The organism is Haloactinomyces albus, assembly GCF_031458135.1.
In the GTDB taxonomy this organism is placed as follows: domain Bacteria; phylum Actinomycetota; class Actinomycetes; order Mycobacteriales; family Pseudonocardiaceae; genus Haloactinomyces; species Haloactinomyces albus.
On sequence record NZ_JAVDXW010000001.1, the window covers coordinates 1,250,839 to 1,267,453 of the forward strand.

General features: G+C 64.3%; 23 protein-coding genes. 7 read left to right on the forward strand and 16 right to left on the reverse strand.

Features of this window, described 5'->3' with window-relative positions:
- Positions 1 to 102 precede the first annotated feature (102 nt).
- Positions 103 to 441 carry a hypothetical protein gene (locus JOF55_RS05785; protein WP_310270673.1) on the reverse strand — a complete coding sequence of 113 codons (339 nt, stop codon included), beginning with the start codon at positions 439 to 441 and terminating at the stop codon, positions 103 to 105.
- Between the two features lie 289 nt (positions 442 to 730).
- Between JOF55_RS05785 and JOF55_RS05790 the strand changes: the two genes are divergently transcribed.
- Positions 731 to 1,111 carry a hypothetical protein gene (locus tag JOF55_RS05790; RefSeq protein ID WP_310270676.1) on the forward strand — a complete coding sequence of 127 codons (381 nt, stop codon included), beginning with the start codon at positions 731 to 733 and terminating at the stop codon, positions 1,109 to 1,111.
- Positions 1,112 to 1,201: 90 nt separating this feature from the next.
- On the opposite strand, the gene JOF55_RS05795 is transcribed toward JOF55_RS05790, so the two are convergent.
- The 6 genes from JOF55_RS05795 to JOF55_RS05820 all read right to left on the reverse strand — a co-directional run bounded on the left by JOF55_RS05795 (position 1,202) and on the right by JOF55_RS05820 (position 3,600).
- Positions 1,202 to 1,399, reverse strand: coding sequence for a DUF397 domain-containing protein (locus JOF55_RS05795; RefSeq protein WP_310270680.1), 198 nt, complete (start codon positions 1,397 to 1,399; stop codon positions 1,202 to 1,204).
- Positions 1,396 to 1,725: a DUF5753 domain-containing protein gene (locus tag JOF55_RS05800; RefSeq protein WP_310270683.1), complete on the reverse strand. Its 330-nt coding sequence runs from the start codon at positions 1,723 to 1,725 to the stop codon at positions 1,396 to 1,398. The genes JOF55_RS05795 and JOF55_RS05800 overlap by 4 nt, the downstream gene beginning before the upstream one ends.
- A gap of 53 nt (positions 1,726 to 1,778) precedes the next feature.
- Positions 1,779 to 2,177 (reverse strand): type II toxin-antitoxin system VapC family toxin, encoded by a 399-nt coding sequence (locus tag JOF55_RS05805; RefSeq protein ID WP_114452223.1) that lies wholly within the window; start codon positions 2,175 to 2,177, stop codon positions 1,779 to 1,781.
- Positions 2,177 to 2,449 carry a type II toxin-antitoxin system Phd/YefM family antitoxin gene (locus JOF55_RS05810; protein WP_114452464.1) on the reverse strand — a complete coding sequence of 91 codons (273 nt, stop codon included), beginning with the start codon at positions 2,447 to 2,449 and terminating at the stop codon, positions 2,177 to 2,179. Before JOF55_RS05810 ends, JOF55_RS05805 begins: the two co-directional genes overlap by 1 nt.
- A gap of 108 nt (positions 2,450 to 2,557) precedes the next feature.
- Positions 2,558 to 2,755, reverse strand: coding sequence for a DUF397 domain-containing protein (locus tag JOF55_RS05815; RefSeq protein ID WP_114452221.1), 198 nt, complete (start codon positions 2,753 to 2,755; stop codon positions 2,558 to 2,560).
- Positions 2,752 to 3,600, reverse strand: a complete 849-nt coding sequence (locus tag JOF55_RS05820) for a helix-turn-helix domain-containing protein (RefSeq protein WP_310270691.1) — start codon at positions 3,598 to 3,600, stop codon at positions 2,752 to 2,754. Before JOF55_RS05820 ends, JOF55_RS05815 begins: the two co-directional genes overlap by 4 nt.
- A 128-nt stretch (positions 3,601 to 3,728) precedes the next feature.
- Here JOF55_RS05820 and JOF55_RS05825 point away from each other — a divergent pair, with 128 nt between their 5' ends.
- From JOF55_RS05825 to JOF55_RS05845, 5 genes are all read left to right on the forward strand, one after another.
- Complete coding sequence (locus JOF55_RS05825) at positions 3,729 to 3,968, forward strand: HC3 family zinc finger protein (RefSeq protein ID WP_310270693.1); 240 nt, start codon at positions 3,729 to 3,731, stop codon at positions 3,966 to 3,968.
- On the forward strand, positions 3,965 to 4,174 hold the full coding sequence (locus JOF55_RS05830) for a hypothetical protein (RefSeq protein ID WP_310270696.1): 210 nt from the start codon (positions 3,965 to 3,967) through the stop codon (positions 4,172 to 4,174). Before JOF55_RS05825 ends, JOF55_RS05830 begins: the two co-directional genes overlap by 4 nt.
- Entirely contained in the window at positions 4,171 to 4,812 is a 642-nt protein-coding gene (locus JOF55_RS05835; protein ID WP_310270699.1) for a hypothetical protein, read from the forward strand. Before JOF55_RS05830 ends, JOF55_RS05835 begins: the two co-directional genes overlap by 4 nt.
- Positions 4,813 to 5,016: 204 nt before the next feature.
- Positions 5,017 to 5,454, forward strand: coding sequence for an Imm1 family immunity protein (locus tag JOF55_RS05840; RefSeq protein WP_310270703.1), 438 nt, complete (start codon positions 5,017 to 5,019; stop codon positions 5,452 to 5,454).
- Positions 5,455 to 5,492: 38 nt separating this feature from the next.
- Entirely contained in the window at positions 5,493 to 5,948 is a 456-nt protein-coding gene (locus tag JOF55_RS05845) for an Imm1 family immunity protein (RefSeq protein ID WP_310270705.1), read from the forward strand.
- 30 nt (positions 5,949 to 5,978) lie between these two features.
- On the opposite strand, the gene JOF55_RS05850 is transcribed toward JOF55_RS05845, so the two are convergent.
- From JOF55_RS05850 to JOF55_RS05885, 8 genes are all read right to left on the reverse strand, one after another.
- A complete protein-coding gene (locus JOF55_RS05850) occupies positions 5,979 to 7,184 on the reverse strand; it encodes a restriction endonuclease subunit S (RefSeq protein WP_310270707.1) in 1,206 nt (401 codons plus the stop codon).
- On the reverse strand, positions 7,177 to 9,585 hold the full coding sequence (locus JOF55_RS05855; RefSeq protein ID WP_310270710.1) for a type I restriction-modification system subunit M: 2,409 nt from the start codon (positions 9,583 to 9,585) through the stop codon (positions 7,177 to 7,179). The genes JOF55_RS05850 and JOF55_RS05855 overlap by 8 nt, the downstream gene beginning before the upstream one ends.
- Positions 9,586 to 9,746: 161 nt before the next feature.
- Complete coding sequence (locus JOF55_RS05860; RefSeq protein WP_310270713.1) at positions 9,747 to 10,124, reverse strand: hypothetical protein; 378 nt, start codon at positions 10,122 to 10,124, stop codon at positions 9,747 to 9,749.
- Between the two features lie 330 nt (positions 10,125 to 10,454).
- Positions 10,455 to 10,892 carry a hypothetical protein gene (locus tag JOF55_RS05865; RefSeq protein WP_310270716.1) on the reverse strand — a complete coding sequence of 146 codons (438 nt, stop codon included), beginning with the start codon at positions 10,890 to 10,892 and terminating at the stop codon, positions 10,455 to 10,457.
- A 524-nt stretch (positions 10,893 to 11,416) separates the two neighbouring features.
- Positions 11,417 to 12,799, reverse strand: a complete 1,383-nt coding sequence (locus JOF55_RS05870; protein WP_310270719.1) for a hypothetical protein — start codon at positions 12,797 to 12,799, stop codon at positions 11,417 to 11,419.
- Positions 12,783 to 14,090 carry a WXG100 family type VII secretion target gene (locus JOF55_RS05875; RefSeq protein ID WP_310270722.1) on the reverse strand — a complete coding sequence of 436 codons (1,308 nt, stop codon included), beginning with the start codon at positions 14,088 to 14,090 and terminating at the stop codon, positions 12,783 to 12,785. The genes JOF55_RS05870 and JOF55_RS05875 overlap by 17 nt, the downstream gene beginning before the upstream one ends.
- A complete protein-coding gene (locus tag JOF55_RS05880) occupies positions 14,090 to 14,398 on the reverse strand; it encodes a type VII secretion target (RefSeq protein WP_310270725.1) in 309 nt (102 codons plus the stop codon). The genes JOF55_RS05875 and JOF55_RS05880 overlap by 1 nt, the downstream gene beginning before the upstream one ends.
- Positions 14,395 to 14,874: a YbaB/EbfC family nucleoid-associated protein gene (locus JOF55_RS05885; RefSeq protein WP_310270728.1), complete on the reverse strand. Its 480-nt coding sequence runs from the start codon at positions 14,872 to 14,874 to the stop codon at positions 14,395 to 14,397. The genes JOF55_RS05880 and JOF55_RS05885 overlap by 4 nt, the downstream gene beginning before the upstream one ends.
- Positions 14,875 to 14,989: 115 nt before the next feature.
- Here JOF55_RS05885 and fdhD point away from each other — a divergent pair, with 115 nt between their 5' ends.
- Entirely contained in the window at positions 14,990 to 15,847 is an 858-nt protein-coding gene (gene fdhD, locus JOF55_RS05890) for a formate dehydrogenase accessory sulfurtransferase FdhD (protein WP_310270732.1), read from the forward strand.
- A 26-nt stretch (positions 15,848 to 15,873) separates the two neighbouring features.
- Here fdhD and JOF55_RS05895 read toward each other — a convergent pair whose 3' ends face one another.
- Entirely contained in the window at positions 15,874 to 16,512 is a 639-nt protein-coding gene (locus JOF55_RS05895; RefSeq protein WP_310270735.1) for an RBBP9/YdeN family alpha/beta hydrolase, read from the reverse strand.
- Between the last annotated feature and the right edge of the window lie 103 nt (positions 16,513 to 16,615).

Here is a 16,615-nt window from a genome sequence, read left to right on the forward strand (position 1 = left end):
TTGATCGTAGCGCCGACAGGTGACATTCGGTCGCGTTTTCGATAACGAAGAGTCACACCTCAGTGTGGCGGTCAGCTCTTCGGACGCTCCTCCGCGCGGCGGTTATGCCGAAGCCAAGCCGGCCGGGCGGACTGTCGAGATCGCTTCCTCCGAGGCCAGAGCCTGGTCCATTTTCTCCCAGCCCGGGGTCGCGGCTCCAGCGGCGTGCAGCGCCGAGCGCACCACCGTGTGCGCCTGCGCGACCGCATCCGCCGCACTCTCCGCTCGCACGTGCAGGCAGAAATCGACGAGCATCTCGTCCAAGTCCGCACCGATGTCGGCGTCGGCCACGCCGGGTTCGTCCTGCAGAGCTTCCATCACCTGCTCCAGGTGCTCCTCGAACTCTTCCGCGTTAGAGCCCGATGCCCGGCAAGTGACCTCCACGTAGAACGTGCGCGTCATACTTGATCCTCCTACCGGCATCCGGTGCGATGGAGCCATCCTCGCAGGTTCCGCGTGTAGTCGGGGGAGCCGACTCTGTGCAACCAGTTACCGAAATAGTGAATCTCCCGGCATTGGCGCAGCGCCCGTGGTGATCGATACTCCGAGTGGGGCCGGACCACACGGTCACATCGAGCTGTACAACGAACGAGGACGTCACCGGGATCATGCTGGACGCGGTGGCGAGTGAACCGATCGGCGATTCAACACCGGGAAGGAAGATCGATGTCCGAGCAGGTGAGCTTCGTCGATGCGCACCTCGGGTGAGGCGCTGCTCGACGACATCGACGACTGGGTCGATGACTGGCACGACGCGCACGGTGCACCCGGTGGCAAACCCCGGCCGTTGGCGAATTACCTGGGGCTGACCGAGAACGAGTACGCCTTGTGGGCAGAACTCCCCGAATCATTACGGTTCTTCCTCGCCGCGCGGCGCGCGCAGTACCCCGCATCCGAGAGTGCCGGACTCGCCGGCGTAGCGGAAGCCGCAGCGCGGACCGACAACGATGTCGAAGCGACTGCGGTGCTGCATTGGTTGCGTCACGACGAGGGATACCGGAAGCTCGCCGAGTCCATGACCGAGGAGGAACGGGCCGAACGCCGCGCGATCACACGCTCACGGCACGCATGAGCACGGCAGCGTGAGCAGCGCTGAGCCTGTAGGCCGTGAGCGCACGAGCCGGGAAGAACCCGTACCGCACGCTCACGACCCGATCGCGGCTCAAGCGAAGCGATCCGCCTTGATGGCGGCCACGAACGCCTGCCACTGCCGATGATCGGTGGTGAAGTAGCCGGCCGCGCGATCCTTGGTGTCACGCACGGCAGCACCCTCGGCCACCCGACCGACCTCGACACAGGTACTCGTGTTCGCACTCCGGCTGGACTTGCGCCAGCCAGTTGGGTGCTGGTGCGGCGTCATGGGGCTGCCTCCATATCCTTGGCAATCTCGGCGACGAACCCGGAGGACTCTTCGGGGCTCATGGCTGCCCGAAAGACCGTATCGGCGGCTTCCCTATAGCTCTGCACATCCTCCTGCTCGTGCAGAAACAGGCCCGATCGGCGACTTTCCAGTTGCACCACAGGCGTCTGCTCGGACTCGATGAGTAGGAACAGACCTTCCAGCGCGGGATGCCGACCGCTGGAGAACGGCACCACCCGAAGGTCCACATTGGGCAGTTCGGCCATCTCCCCGAGATACTCGAGTTGCTCGACCATCACCTCCGGCGTGCCGATGACCTGCCGCAATGCGGCCTCCCCCGGTTGCACTTTCGATAACGAAGAGTCACGCGACGGCGCCGTCAGTCGCCCGGATGAGCAGTGGCCAACCCGAGGGAGTCCGCTGCGGCCAGTAGTCGCTTGTCGTAGGTGACGAACGCGGTCAGGTGCGCGCCGAAGACGGCCGAAGCAGTAGCCAGATGAACGGCGTCGAGCGACCGCAGGTAGGGGTCCTGGTAAGCACCCGCCGTGGCGCGCACCAGGTCGTCGATCTCGTACAGCGCGACCCTCCGCAGGATCGCGGGTACCGACCCAAGCAGCTCCGGTTCACTACGGCGCAACGCACGCGGCACCTCGACCTCCACCAGCGCCGAGGAGACCAGTGACTGATCACTGCGGTCGTGCAGCCATGTGACCAGTTCCTCGCTGGCGACCTCGGGACGGATGATCTTGATCAGGGCTGCCGTGTCCAGATAGATCATCAGTAGCGTTCCTCGTCGCGCATCTCGCTGACGAGTTCGCCGCTCTCGTGGTCGGTACGGACGGGTCCTCGCGGCCGGGGCATCGGGTCGTCAATGGTGGGCAGGCGAAGCTTGCCGCTCGCCGCCATCTCGGACAACGGGTTCGCAGCAGCGGGTACCAGCCGGGCCACCACCGCTCCGCGTTCGGTGACCTCGATCTCCTCGCCGCGCTTCACGCGGGCCAGCACACTGGCGGTTTCCTGATTGAGCACACGTACCGGCACTTCGCTCATGAACATAGTGTAGTACGAATACGTCAGACAAACCATCTGCGCGGCGGTGACCACACAAGAGGGGTTGCCCGATCCCGACAAGGCCGGGCAACCCCGCACCTGCGCGACTCAGGCGAAGCGATCGGCCTTGATGGCGGCCACGAACGCCTGCCACTGCCGATGATCGGTGGTGAAGTAGCCGGCCGCGCGATCCTTGGTGTCGCGCACGGCAGCACCGCCGGCCACCCGGCCGACCTCGACGCAGGTGCTCGCGTTCTGACTCCGGCTGGACTTGCGCCAGTTCGTGGGGTGCTGATGCGGCGTCATGGGGCTGCCTCCATATCCTTGGCGATCTCGGCGATGAACGCCGACGAGTCTTCGGGGCTCATGGCTGCCTGGCGGACCGTATCGGCGGCTTCCCGGTAGGTCTGCACATCCTCCGGCTCATGCAGGAACAGTCCCGAGCGGCGGCTTTCCAGTTGCACGACCGGTGTCTGCTCGGACTCGATCAGCAGGAACAGGCCTTCCAGTGCGGGATGCCAGCCGCTGGAGAACGGCAGCACCCGAAGGTCCACATTGGTCAGTTCGGCCATCTCCCCGAGGTATTCGAGCTGTTCGACCATCACCTCCGGGGCACCGATGACCTGCCGCAATGCGGCCTCCCCCACCAGGGCCACAAGCTGAGCCGGATCGCGCCGAAGGATCACGTCACGACGTCCGAGCCGTACGGCGATGCGGGTTTCGACGTCATTGGCGGGCACGCCACCAGCGGACATGATCGCGCGAGCGTAGTCGCTCGTCTGGAGCAGACCCGGGATCAGCAGCGGTGAGACTTCGGTGATCGTCGTCGCTGCCCGCTCGAACTCCAGCAGTGCCCCGAGCTGCTGACGCTGCTCGGGCAGGGTTACGGCCAACCAACGGGGTTCATCGGTACCGCTGCAGATCGCGATGATCTCCTCGTAGCGCTCCCCGTTGACGCCCAGGTGAGTCAGGATCTGCGCGACGTCGGTCGGTCTCGGCGCGCGTTCGCCGTTCTCCCACCGCGAGAGTTGCCCGGCGTTCTTGCCCAGCTCGGAGGCGAGCTGCCGCAGCCCCAAACCCTGTTCTTCGCGCGCTTCCCGCAACGCGCTACCGAGAGCACGCGCCTTCGGGGTTCGCGTGTTGCTGGCCATGCAACAGAGCCTACGTCACAGCACACCGCCATAGAAGATCACCCACACAGGTGATTGCACCGCTCTGTTTCCAGTGTTGACACTTATGCGTAACAGAATAAACAACCGGGAACAGAGAGGTCTCGAAGATGCCCCACCCCTTCACGTGGGTGCCTGCCGACCAGGCACGGCACGCCAGCACCGACTCGACGCCGAACGGGCACGGCTATCCCACCGGCACCGAGGTGATGACCTTGTGCGAGCAGCAGCTCACTGCCGACAACAGCGAAAACGCCTGGTTCTGGGGGACCTGCCCGGACTGCAACGTCGCGGCTCACGAACTGACGGGCGTCGAGATTCCAACGGCCTCGAAAGCGGCCGAGCGGTGAGCCGTCACGGTGAGCTCGCACGGTTGATGAATCTCGCGGCGGTGATGCTGGCCAACGCGGCCGAGGATGTGGCGAATGGGCACTACACCACCCCGGAGCGCGCCGACCTGGCCAAGGGGCTCGATCAGCTTTCCGCAGCACTGCGCGAGGAACTGCGCGAGGAGACGACCGTGGTCGACAGGGGTGAGCAGTGCGAGAGGTCATGATCATTGTCGGCCCGCTCGTGGTGTTGCTGATGGTGCTGGCTTGGCATCCGGCTGGCAACACCACCTCGTCACCCCGGCGAGGCGGCGGCAGGCACGCGCGCCAGCGGCAGCCCACCATCCCCACTTCGGCCCCTGCCACCGAGCCACCCGCACGCCGCTGGATTACCGGTGCACGGGAATCACGATGGCACCTGTCGAGTGACCGGCCACCGTTGGCGCGCTGCGGTCATCGGATACGTGGGCCGCTGCACAGCGCCTTCGGTTCCACTGCCCCGGCCGATCCTCGACGCACGACCTGCGAAGCCTGCTGCTCCGTGGCCGCCCTGGCGATCGAATCGCCGTATCGACCAGTGGCAGGGTTCGCCCTCCTCTCCACGGTCCCGAACACGGTGAACGAGCCATTTGGGCGGTCCTACTGCCACAACGACCCGTTCACCTCGGAGCCGATCGAGTGGCCGCCCCACGACCCCGACGAGGAGGAAGCCCCGACCCGGCGGCATCCTTCCCTCAACGCGGCCCTGGCTCTACTCCCCTCCCCTGACACGCTGGTTCCCCATGCGTCGCACCCCGGCATTCCCGTGCGGGCCGGGGCGAATGGCAGCGGAGACACCTCCGTCGCGTTCCCGCTCACCGCGTAAATCCCGGATCTCACCCCACCAGACCCCGGCCCGGATGCCGCCGACCCCGACCTCCGGCATCCGGGCCGGTCCCAGCCCGGTCGGCCGGTGCGCACCCGGAGAGCGCATCGGCCGACCGGCCCTGTCGGTGGTCCCCGGCACGATCCTCTCTGGCACGTCACAACACGGAAAACCGTTCTCCCACACCTACCGAGGCAACGGATCATGACTGCGACCGCCGACATTCCGCTCTTGCACACCAACGGCATCGACCTCTCCAGGCTGCCGGACAGTATAGACCTGGCCGCGCTGATCCGGCAGGCACAGCAAGACCCGCAACTTGGTTCGACGTGCTCGTGGGTCCTGTCGTTCTCCCAGGAAGGTGTTCCCTGGTACATGACTCCGGCCTTGCTGGTCGGAGTGCGCGGTGATGTGGGCGCGGTGGCGTGGAGCGACGAGCCACCGATGGTCCCCACCAACGGCACGAACCCCGAGCCGGTCGACTACTGGCTCGGCGGCCTGCACCACACCCCGATGGAGCCACACACCGAGATCCCCATCGAGCAAGCTCTCGCGGCCGTGGACGAGTTCGTCCGCACCGGACAGCGCCCGACCTGCGTTGAATGGCGCACCGAAGGCGCTCGCGGCGCAGCAGACGGATGACCAACCGGACCAGCCACCATTCGAGGAGTGGGTCCAGAATGATCAGTGTCTTTATCGAGCGGGTACCGGATCGAGTGGTTGCGAGGAGCACGGAGGAGGTCGAGGAGGTCGTCCGGACGCTGCTTTCCGGACCGGAGGTCCACCAGATGGGCGTGGTCGTCGACCCGCACGTGATCGCGGACCTCTACAGCGGTGATGTGACCGGCGACGAGGAGGACGAAGAGTTGTCGGTCGGCTGGTTACACGTCAGCGTGCACCCTGAGCGCCGACTCGGCGCACTCAACTACAGCTGGACGGACGGCGCGGAAATCGACTCCTGGGAGTCGCGAGGATCGGTCGGCGGCGAGCCACTGCTTTACTCGACGCGCAGCGGCAACACGTTCCACGCTGACACTGGTGTCACCCTCACGGTCGTTGCCGACGCCGTGCGTGAGCTCGCCCGCACCGGTGACCGGCCGACATGCGTGCACTGGCTTCAGGGCGTCCTAGTGTAGCAGCAGACGGAGCCGTGCGGCTCGCCGCGCTCACGAGGTGGTGGTCTCCTCGGCGTCCACGTTCACCCGCACTCGACCTGTCAACAGGTCGTCCATCAGCCCCTGCTTGAGCTTCCGCAGCTTGGCGAGTTCTGCGTGCTGCCTCTCTTCTTCAGCGTGCCACTCGTCATAAATATTGGCTATGTTAGATTGAATCTCAATGTCCAATTCAGGAATAGACAAAGGAAAAATATCCTGAAGATTAATATTCCTTTGAGCGCTTTGCGGTGCCTGCGACTCAAGAACAGGCTTCATCCTGCGAATACAGAGTTCAATATATCGAGGAACGTATCCACTCTTAGGAGTTACCCCTACTAAGGAGTCTGGAAAATACATCGAACAACCAAGTATTGCCGTGTCTGCAATGTTCGCCGCGATAGTGACAGCAACAGTACCTGCGGGAAACTTACGACTTACCGAAGCACCCAGTTCATTGAGCGTTTGTGAAGCATTGTAAATAGTATTTCCTTCGGCATTGGCAACATCGCCAGTTTGAATAAATAGATGTTCACCCACATAAAATCTCGGATCGTTCCTCGGTCGAGGCGTAAACCGGCCACGGGAAACATCAGCTATCTCGACGAGTTTCCTGGTGGCAACAGTTCCCTGATCTATGTATCGGGTAAATACATCACGAATAATCCCCTGCTTGGTTTGTTCGAGCTTGGCGATGAGGCGTTCCGTCGAGCGGATGTTCGCATCCACCGTGTCCAGGATCTCCGCAATCCTTCGCTGTTCTGGCAACGAAGGGACGCCAATCTCAAAATCCAGAATATCGCTCGATGAGATCCCTTTTACAGTGGATCCGGTAGCAACGGACTCGATCTTAGGATGCAGTAGATTAAGACAATGCAAGACATAGCGCTCATCAACCGAATCGCCACAGTACAATGCTTTTAAGTCCTGGTTGATAGCCATGTCCGTACCCGGTATAGCGCATCGACCAACCGCCATCCTAGTACACACAATTGGGGTTCCTGCATGCACAAGGTTGACCGCACTACCTGAAAGAGCTCCTGAAGAAATGTGCTCCTGCGTGGCAGATATATGTGTTGCTTCTTCAGGCATGTCCTTTACAGATACCCAAGGTATATCGCCTTGCCAGTAAGCTACAACTCCACGAGGAGGTGTTCCGCCACCGACAACGCGATCAACCAACAACGACAGGGGGGCTGTGCGCCAAGAAAGATCACTCATAACCCAGCTCCTTGAGGTATCCGGCGAGTTTGTCGGCGGCAGCGTCGCGGTCGGATTCGATCTCGTGTAGGGACACGGCGTACTTGTCCCACCAATTCTCCAGCGCGGCCACGATCTCGCGGCGGTGCGCGGCGGCGTAGGCATCCAGGTGGCCGCTGACCTCCTCACGCAGGATGCCCAGGACGAGGTCGCGTTCCTGCTCCTCGGTCAGGGCGCTGCGCTCGGTCTCCAGCTCGATGCGTAGCCGCCCGCGCAGCTTGCCGAGTTCGGCCTTGGCCGCCTTTTGGTCCTTGGCAAGCTGCTTCAGCTCTGCTGCCGAAAGCCGGGTCTCGGACTCTTCCTCGTCGCCGTCCTCGTCCTCGCCGACGCTGTTCGCCGCCTTCACCCACGCGTCCAGTTCGGCGCGCTTCGCCTCGGCCTCGGCGAGCCGTTCCAAGTAATCCGGCACCAGCACCGGAACGAGCTTGTGCTCGAACGGATCGGCCTTGGAGTCGTCGTCCTCCAGCATCGCGACGATCGTGGTGATCCAACCGTCGATGACCCCGGCGAAGCCATTCGCCGCCAGAGTGCGCAGGTCGTACTGGATGCCGTCCCACCAGCGCACGATCACCCCGGCCGTCTGGAAGCGGTCCAGGATGCCCACCGGCCGCACCACCTCCAGGAAGCTGTCCAGCAGGTCGCGGCGGGTGGACATCAGCGCTGTGGTCTCCGGCAGCTCGATCAAGCGCCGCGAGTGCTCGCCCCACCACTTGTCCAGCGCCACGCGCAGCTCGGCCTCCTTGGCCTGCACCCCGGCGTGCCCGTCGACCACACCCTTCAGCGCGGCCCGGTCCACACCCGGCGCGAAGTCGAGATAGTCCCCGCCGCGGTCGGTGAACACCGCCTGCGGATCGAAACCGTGCGAGGCGAACAGCCCCGCCTTGTCGTCCACCTCGTGCCGGGGCACGCCCCCGTGCAGGTGCGCGCGCACGTCGTGCGGCTCCGGCGGCGGGGCGTTGTCGGCGTAACGACGGATGTTGAGGTTGTCCTCGTTGTCGCGCAGCTCCTCGCGAGAAACGACCCGCGCGTAACCGGGAATGTCGTCGAACTCGCGGTAGGCGGCCACGATCTTCTCGTAGTGCTCGGGCAGCAGGTAATTCTGCGCGCGCCCGGCCGAGAACTCGTCGTCGGCATTGACGAACAGCACCTTCTTACGCCGCTCCGGCGGCTTGCTGCCCGGCGCGCGCAGCACCAGCACACAGGCGGGGATGCCGGTGCCGTAGAACAGGTTCGGCGCCAGACCGATCACGGCCTCGATCACGTCGTCGTCCAGCAGATCCGTGCGGATGTCGCGCTCAGCGCTTCCCCGGAACAGCACCCCGTGCGGCATGACCGTGGCCGCCACCCCGTTGCTCTTGAGTACCGAGACCATGTGCTGCACGAACATCAGGTCGGCCTTCTTACCGTTCTCCGGCGCCCACCCCCAGCGGAACCGCTCCGGATACCGCATCTCCTCGCGGGAGTAGTTCAGCGAAAACGGCGGATTCGACAACACCCGGTCGAACCGCTTCAGCTCCCCGCCGCTTTCGTGGCACGGGTTGAGCAGCGTGTCGTCGTTCTCGACCTTGGCATCGGAGATGCCGTGCAACAGCAGGTTCATCTTGGAGATCGACCAGACACCACCGTTGTGCTCCTGACCGGCCAGCGCCAGATCCTTGACGTTACCGCCGTTCTCCTCGATGTGGTGGTGCGCGTGGATGAGCATCCCACCCGAGCCCGAACACGGGTCGTAGATCTCCATGCCCTCGGCGGGTTCGACCAACCGCACCATCATCCGCACCACCGCGCGCGGGGTGTAGAACTCGCCGCCCTTCTTGCCCGCCGAATCCGCGAACTCGCCGATCAGGTACTCGTAGGCCGCCCCCAGCAGATCGGGGAACTCGAAGTCCTCGTTGCGCAGCCGCACCTTGCCGAAGTGGTAGATCAAATCCCGCAGCTTCTGGTCGGACAGGCCGGCCTGCCCGACCTTGCGGGTGAAGTCGATGTGCTGAACCACGCCCTCCAGCGAGGGGTTGTACACCTCCAGCTGCTCCAGTGCCGTGTTCAGCGCGTCACCGACCTGGTTGTGCACATGGTTGGCCAGCCAATCCCACCGCGCCTGGTCCGGCACGAAGAACGCGCTGCGGTTGCGATACGTGCCGGGAGCACCGGCCCGCTTCTCCGCTTCCTCCTCGCTGCGGCCGCGTTCCCGCTCCGCGGCGAGGACCCGCTCGCGCTCCACCTCGAACTGGTCCGAGGCGCGTTTCAGGAACAGCATCCCGAAGATGTACTCCTTGAACTCGGAAGCATCCATCTTGCCGCGCAGGATGTCCGCCGCCGCGAACAGGTGCCGCTCCAACTGCGGCAGGGTCAGCTTGGCCAATTCCGGCTCCGTCTCTCGACTCGGTGGGGTCGGTGGTGGTTCGCGACATGCGCGCTCCCGCCGGGTCCCTGTGGGCCTACTGCCGGGAGCGCGCGGCGACGACCGCGCACGCGGCCCCGAGCCTACGACCGGACGTCCTCACCGGAGGGGGCGGGCACGGATCACGGCGCCGCCGGCTCCGGGAACCCCTCGCGGAGTTGTTCGCGGGCGTGATCGATTCCGCTTTTGACCATCGCACGCCAACAGGGGCATTTCTCCGGACGCCCCAGAGCAGCACAGATCAGGACCCCGAGAACGCGAAGCGCACGAGCGGCCGGTCCCGGCCCGCCCGTCTCCGAGACGACGACTCTGCCCACCACGGCAGCGGCCACCTCGCGCGTGGCGGGAAACGGTGCCTCCTCGGAACCGAGGATCGACTCGGTGAGCTCCTGTTGGCCGCACCGACCGACCGTGTCCAGCCATCGAGCCAGCTCGGCCAACGTCTTGCAACAGCCGCGTGCCCACTCCGCCTCGAAACCCGACCACGCGCGCTGCCCCACTACGGCACGAGCACGCCGTGTGACCCGACGTCGCCAGGCCGTACCCGTGGTTGCGTGGACAGCATGATCTCGTTGTCGCTTTCTCTCCCGATACGCGTCGAAGAAGAGCACGAAGTCCCCACGGGGACCGCAGAAACGGTGGTCGGAGCAATACTTCGAGTCGTAGTCGTCACTGACCGTACGCTCGCACGGTTTCCGGCTGTGTGTGTTGGTACTGCCGCACAAGTGCGAGTCGGGGCGTCTTGATCGTTTTCCAGCCACCCGGACACGGTCGAACGCACCAACCGAGCAGAGGTACCGCGATCCGAGTGATCTCCTCGCGCAACGCTGTCACCGGCGTATCCCGAAATCTTTCAGTCTCGACGTTTCTCGGTCGGCAGTGTTTTCCGCATTCTTCGCACGTTTCGGTCCCCGTACCTTGTGCACAGCCAGTGCTATCCCTCGAAGGACCGTCCGAGCCAGGAAAAAATACCAGAAACAGAAGGCGGCAATCGCCAGCGGGCCGATCAGGATCTGTCCCAGCACTGCGGGTTCACCTGCTGCAACGGGTTTCCACACTCGCCCTCGGACGGGGGTGGCAGTGTCATACACCGGCACGAGCCTGCCCACATCAGCCTCATCGAGCGCGGAAATCCGTGCGTGATGGCGAACCTCTTCTCCGTGTTGGAAATGGTCCTCGAGAGGCGCGATCGTTCCCGCGAGCAGAACCCCGTGAACGAAGTACGCCGCGTAAGCCAGTGACGCGGCCATGATGAACGGCGCCCACACGGGCCACTTGTGTACCGGTCCTCCGGGTTGAAGAACTCCGGCTTGGTCTTCGCTCCACCACGGTCAATGGAGTAAAGGGGCATCGGAATCCGCTTATCGATGTCGACCGGCCGAAACTCCGAGTGGTCGAAGGTTCGTATCGGTGACCGCCACGCTGCGGTGACCTTCTCGGCAGCGTCCGGAACATAGCTCAGCCGGGCATCACACGACCACGTTGTTCCGAGCATCACCCAGTTGCGATGACAGTCCTGCACCTCGGCGTAGCCATAGACCGGGCCTGGTTCGGTGGCTCGGTACTCGATCCAACCGGACACGAACCATAGCCCGTAACAACCGACCAGTCCGCTCAACAGGAACGCGATGCTCATCCTGCGGTAACGGCGGACCGGACTCCCGACACCGTCCACCGATGTTTCCGCCACACTTTCTCCCGTACTGCTGAAGCTCCACACGCATGCTCATGAGGACACGCAGACTCGGACAGCCCGGCAGGAGGACCGGAACGCTATGGCCAGGCCGGCCCACTACCCGCTCATGGAGTCGTATGAGCCGTGCGAGCCGTGCCGCGATCGGGACCGGGCAGCACCAATAGCGAGTAGGGCAGCCACAACACCGCGAAAGGCCATCACCATCGCACCGATCACCAGCGGAAGCACGAAAAGCCCCAACCACCTCGGCGCGCTCTCCCGGTATTTGGGTTGCCAGTCACTACCGCCGTCCAAATACACGGGAATCCGTTTCCCGATATCAGCCGCACCGAATTCCGAGAAAGCCCTGTCGTAGCGGTTCGGCTGGTCCTTGAACCCTTCCACAGCAGTGACCGTGCCGATACAGACCGAACGTAGGCCCAGCACCGTCCAGTTCGGCTCGCACGACTCCAGGACAAGATGACCGTTTACCGACTGGAGGTCACTACCCCCCTGGTCGCCGGCGACGAACATCCCGTGGCTGAAGTACGCCGCATAGGCCAACAACGCGGCAACGCCCCAGTACCGCCAGAAGTATTTTTTGAGGACGCGTGATCGAGTGCCGGTTTCTTCATCTCCTGGCTCTCCTGCCGCTCCGGATTCCACCGCCGGACTCTCCGGCTGCTCCTCGTCCTCGCTGCGGCCTCGTACCCTTCTCTTGACGATCGCACAGCCGCGAAATACCGCCCGCGCGAGGAAGAGATACCAAAACAAGAACGCGAAGAGCGCCAGCACGCCGATCAGTAATTCGGCGAGAATCGGTGGTGAGCTTGCCTCCGCCCCTTTCCAGGTGCGCCCTCGAAATGCTTCGAACGAGTCGTACACCTCGACGGTGCGACCGATATCAGACCGGTCGAATCGGGAGAACCAAGCGTCGTAGCGCACCGTCTCCCCATGCTGAAAGTGCCCCTCCATCGGAGTGATGGTTCCCGTGCAACCGGATCGCAGTCCCAGCACGGTCCAATTCGGCTCGCACGACTCCACAACGAGATGCCCCTCTGCCGAGGGGGTATCCGCATGAGTCTTGGCGAGAAAGACACCATAGTCGAAGTACGCAGCGTAAGTCAGTACCGCGGCCACGATGAAAGGCTGCCAAAGAGGCCACTTGTGCATCGGTTGGCCCGGATCCCGCCGCAGAGCCCGCACGAAGCGCGAAAAGCCATGCCGCGTAGGCGATGTGGGAGTCCTTGATTTCCACCACAGGTTAAGCCCTCGGGCACACTGCCAGATTCCGGCGGTAACCAGCCCTATTGTGGCGAATACCAACGCCACTCCGGCATACTTGAACGCGGCGGTGTGCTGTCCACCCACTCCGGCCATGAGCCGGAACGCATAACCGCCGATCAGTCCGAGCAGTAGGAAAATACTTCCGTTACGCAGGCGGCGGCGAATGCGTTTCGGTACAGCATCTTCCATCTCGGCACTACTGGTCGCGTTCACCCCGAACCTCTCTGGTTTTCGATTCATGGGGCTTCTCGGACGGAGTTCCCTCCTCGGGGTTCCCTTCTTCCTGACCGAATGCCTTGTTGATCTCTTTTCCGAACTCCTTACCTCCCGCCACGGCATCACCGACTCCGGGCTTGATGTTGCCGAGATCACTGAGGGCAGGCTTGTGCTGACCGAGATCTCCGGAGGCGGCCTTGACCCAGTTCCCCCCGTCGAAAGCGTTCTTGTTCAGATGATTGTCCGTTTGGTCGACGACCTTGCCGAGCGTGGTGTTCGCGAGTGGCCCGCCCTCTCGATCCCACCGGTCGGCAGTGGCGCGCATGTTCTCCGCACGGGTACTGGCGGAGTCCGTGAAGTCATCGACTCGCTGGTTCCGTGCCTCCAGCCCCTGCCCCTGAATCCGGTCACCGAATGCGTCGCGGTTGTCCGCCTTGGTCCGCATCTCGGCCGACATGTGCTCTTCCTTCATCTTGATCCGACCGCCGAATCCGCTGTCGGGACGGCTTCTGCTTGTCGCGGCCAGATCGTCGGCGCGCTTGTGCAGGGTGTCGGCGGAGGTCTTGGCAAGTCCTCCCAACTTGTCGAGAGCACCGAACAGCTTCTTCAGGAACTGCGCGATCCGGCCCGCGATCTCGACGGCCTTGGCCACCGCGCGAGCGACGAAGGCCGCCACGGAACCACCGAAGGTGAACCAGCTCGACGCGAGCGCCGCCAATCCCCATGCGATCAGGGTGCCCACCATCTCGGCGATCAGGTCCCGGATCAGCGCACGAGTGCCCGCAACGACGGCACCGGCTAGTTTGACCTTGTTCGAGACCGCGAGGGAGGCAACTTCGGCGTTCCTGATGTGTTCGAAAAGATTGGCCGCCGAGCCCCGGTAAGCCTGTCCGGACTGCCCTCGCCACTCCGTGACCTGCGACAGTGAGCTCCTGTGCTGCTCGGATACGCCGCCGAGATGTTGATGGATATTGGCCCACGTATTGGCAGCGGCCTGGATCGCGGCCGGATCGCCCGCCAGATTGTCGAACGGTTCACGGACCCACTCCACGTTCTCGATGAGCCAACCGACAACGGACGACGCCAGCGTGGCCAGCGGATCCGTCAGAAAACCAGCGGCGTCCAACGCCATACCGGCTCCGTCGATGGCCAGCTGAGTCTCGTCGACCTGTGCGCCGTCATGAAAGATGTTCTCCACGTTGGCCGCGAAGTCCTCGGCACCGTCCAAAGGACCGGCTCCGGTGAATGTTTTGTCCTCGACCTGGATATCGGCCTGCAGATCGTCCATCAGCGCATCCCCTCAAACCTGTTGACAGCTTCCTCGTCGCGATCCCGGAACTCCTGGGCGGCTTCCTTCACTTTGTTCCCACTGTCCTCCATTGAACGAGGCAACTGCTCCAGCAGCTTCTCCGCGGCGTCACGCTCTTCCTCGAAGAGGACAGTCCACATCTGGCACAACGCCCCCATCGCTCCGGCGTCTATGGGGGTCTGTGTCGATGCCTCACGGGCCTTGTCCAGGGCCGAGGTGATCTCGCCGGTCAGGTGCTTGCCGTGGGCGTCCATGGCATCGGTGTTGGTGTGGATGCCGCCGCTCATCGTGAACCTCCGAAACGCCGACGGTCACCGCCGTCCCAGTCGTCATCCCAGTCGTTGCGGCCGAGATCCATCTCCGGAGCCTCGCCGCGCCGCGAGCCCGTTCCCGCGGACTCCTCCTCATCCGGCTGCAACCGGGCGATGCCGGCCTCGACCTGCTCATTGAGGAAGCTCATCGCCGCACCGTCACCCAGCAGCGGGCGCATGCTTTCCTGCACCTCGCGAGCGGCCTGCTCCTGAGCCTTGCGGATGGTCGCCATGATCGTGCTCGCCAGCTTGGTATGGCCGAGCTCCATCGCCTTCGGGCCGAGATCGAGCGACTCGATGCTGCCGCCACCGGCTACCGCCACGGTGACACTGCCGTCGTCGCTGCTGGCCCGGCTGCGCGCGTTGGCGAACGCCTCCTGCGACTGTTCCAGCTGCTGCTGCATCTGGCCGGCCTTGTTCTCGAAGTCCTCGAGGAACTTGTACGGATCCACCGGAATTCCTTCACCATCGTGATCAATGCGATGTAGAGCGTAACGTGAGTGGATCAGCGAATGTGGTCGATCCGGTAAACGGAATACAGCCGAAGAAAACGGCAGGAGGCTGGCAATGGGACGGATCACCGTACGGCGCCCGGTGCTGCGCATCACCTCCGACGGCAGCAGACAACGGCCGGACACCCTCGCCGCCGAGGAACCACTGGAGATCCGGGTCGATTCCCGCCCGCTCAGCGTCACGATGCGCACCCCGGGCCACGACGTGGAACTCGCGCACGGCTTCCTGCTCACCGAGAGCGTGATCACCACCCACGCCGACGTGCGCACGGCACGCTACTGCGACAGTCCGGGACCGGACGGGCGCAACACCTACAACGTGCTGGACGTGCAGCTCGCACCGGGTGTCGCCCCTCCCGACGCCTCCGTGGAGCGCAATTTCTACACGACCTCGTCCTGCGGCGTGTGCGGCAAAGCCGCGCTCGACGCCGTGCGGCTGCGCACCCGGCACCCACCGGCCCACGACCCGCTCACCGTCACTCCCGAACTGCTCACCGACATTCCCGACCGACTGCGCGAGGCACAGCGGGTGTTCTCCTCGACCGGCGGCCTCCATGCCGCCGGGCTGTTCGACTCCACCGGTGCTCTGCTCGCCGTGCGGGAGGACGTGGGCAGGCACAACGCCGTGGACAAGGTGCTCGGCTGGGCCCTGCTCGAAGGGCGTGTACCATTGGCCGGATGCGTGCTGATGGTCTCCGGCCGCGCTTCCTTCGAACTCGTCCAGAAGGCCGCGATGGCCGGCATCCCGCTGCTCGCCGCCGTGTCCGCTCCCTCGTCACTGGCCGTGGAACTGGCCGAGGAACAGGGCATGACCCTCGTGGGCTTCCTGCGCGGGCCGTCGATGAACGTCTACACCGGTGCCGAGCGGATACACCTCCAGCGCCCGACCGAACACACCACGAGCACAGGCTGAACACCCCCGGGAACGATGGGGCCTTCTCACACCGGCCGGAGTCGGTCCGGTACATACACCGCCGTGTGCGCCGGGGAGCCGAAGCGGTCCTCCAGCGGCACGGTCCCGTACAGCGCCCAGTGCAGCAACGAGGGCCACGGACCATAACCGGCCTCGGTGTTGAGGTCTTCCCCGTCCGGGATGATGTCGAGCTCCACCTGCAGAGCGCAGGCCAGCGAGTGGGCGCTGTACACCGGCAGATTCGGGTCCCCGGTGCCCGCGACGAGCCGGGTCAGCCCGGCCGCGCGCCGCAGCGAGTACGCATCGACCGGATAGGGCATCAACCCTTGCACGTCCGGATGGCGCCATTCCGGTGCCGGCGGGGACACCAACAGCACCCGGTCGGCTCGGCATGCCACCGGGCCGATGGTCGCGGCATGATGCAGCCACAGCGCCGCCCCGCAGGAATGCGCTGCGACGACGAGTTCCGCATCCGCGGGAACGGCATCCAGCCGGCGGCGAAGCACCGCGAGCCCGTCATCGAGGACGGGACGGTCCGGATCTCCCAGAGTGGACAGGTCCACCCGGACACCGCGCTCCGATAACTGCGCGGCGAGCCACTGCTGCCAGTGCCAGGGGCCCGATCCCCCGAAGCCGTGTATCAGCAGGACGTGCATCTCGCTCATCGCGCCGCTCCCCGAGATCGGTGGTCATGGCTGTTGACCGTGCCACCGATGATCTTCCCCCGAGGTCGGCTCGCAGGCGAACATCCCCACGGCACTCGAACGG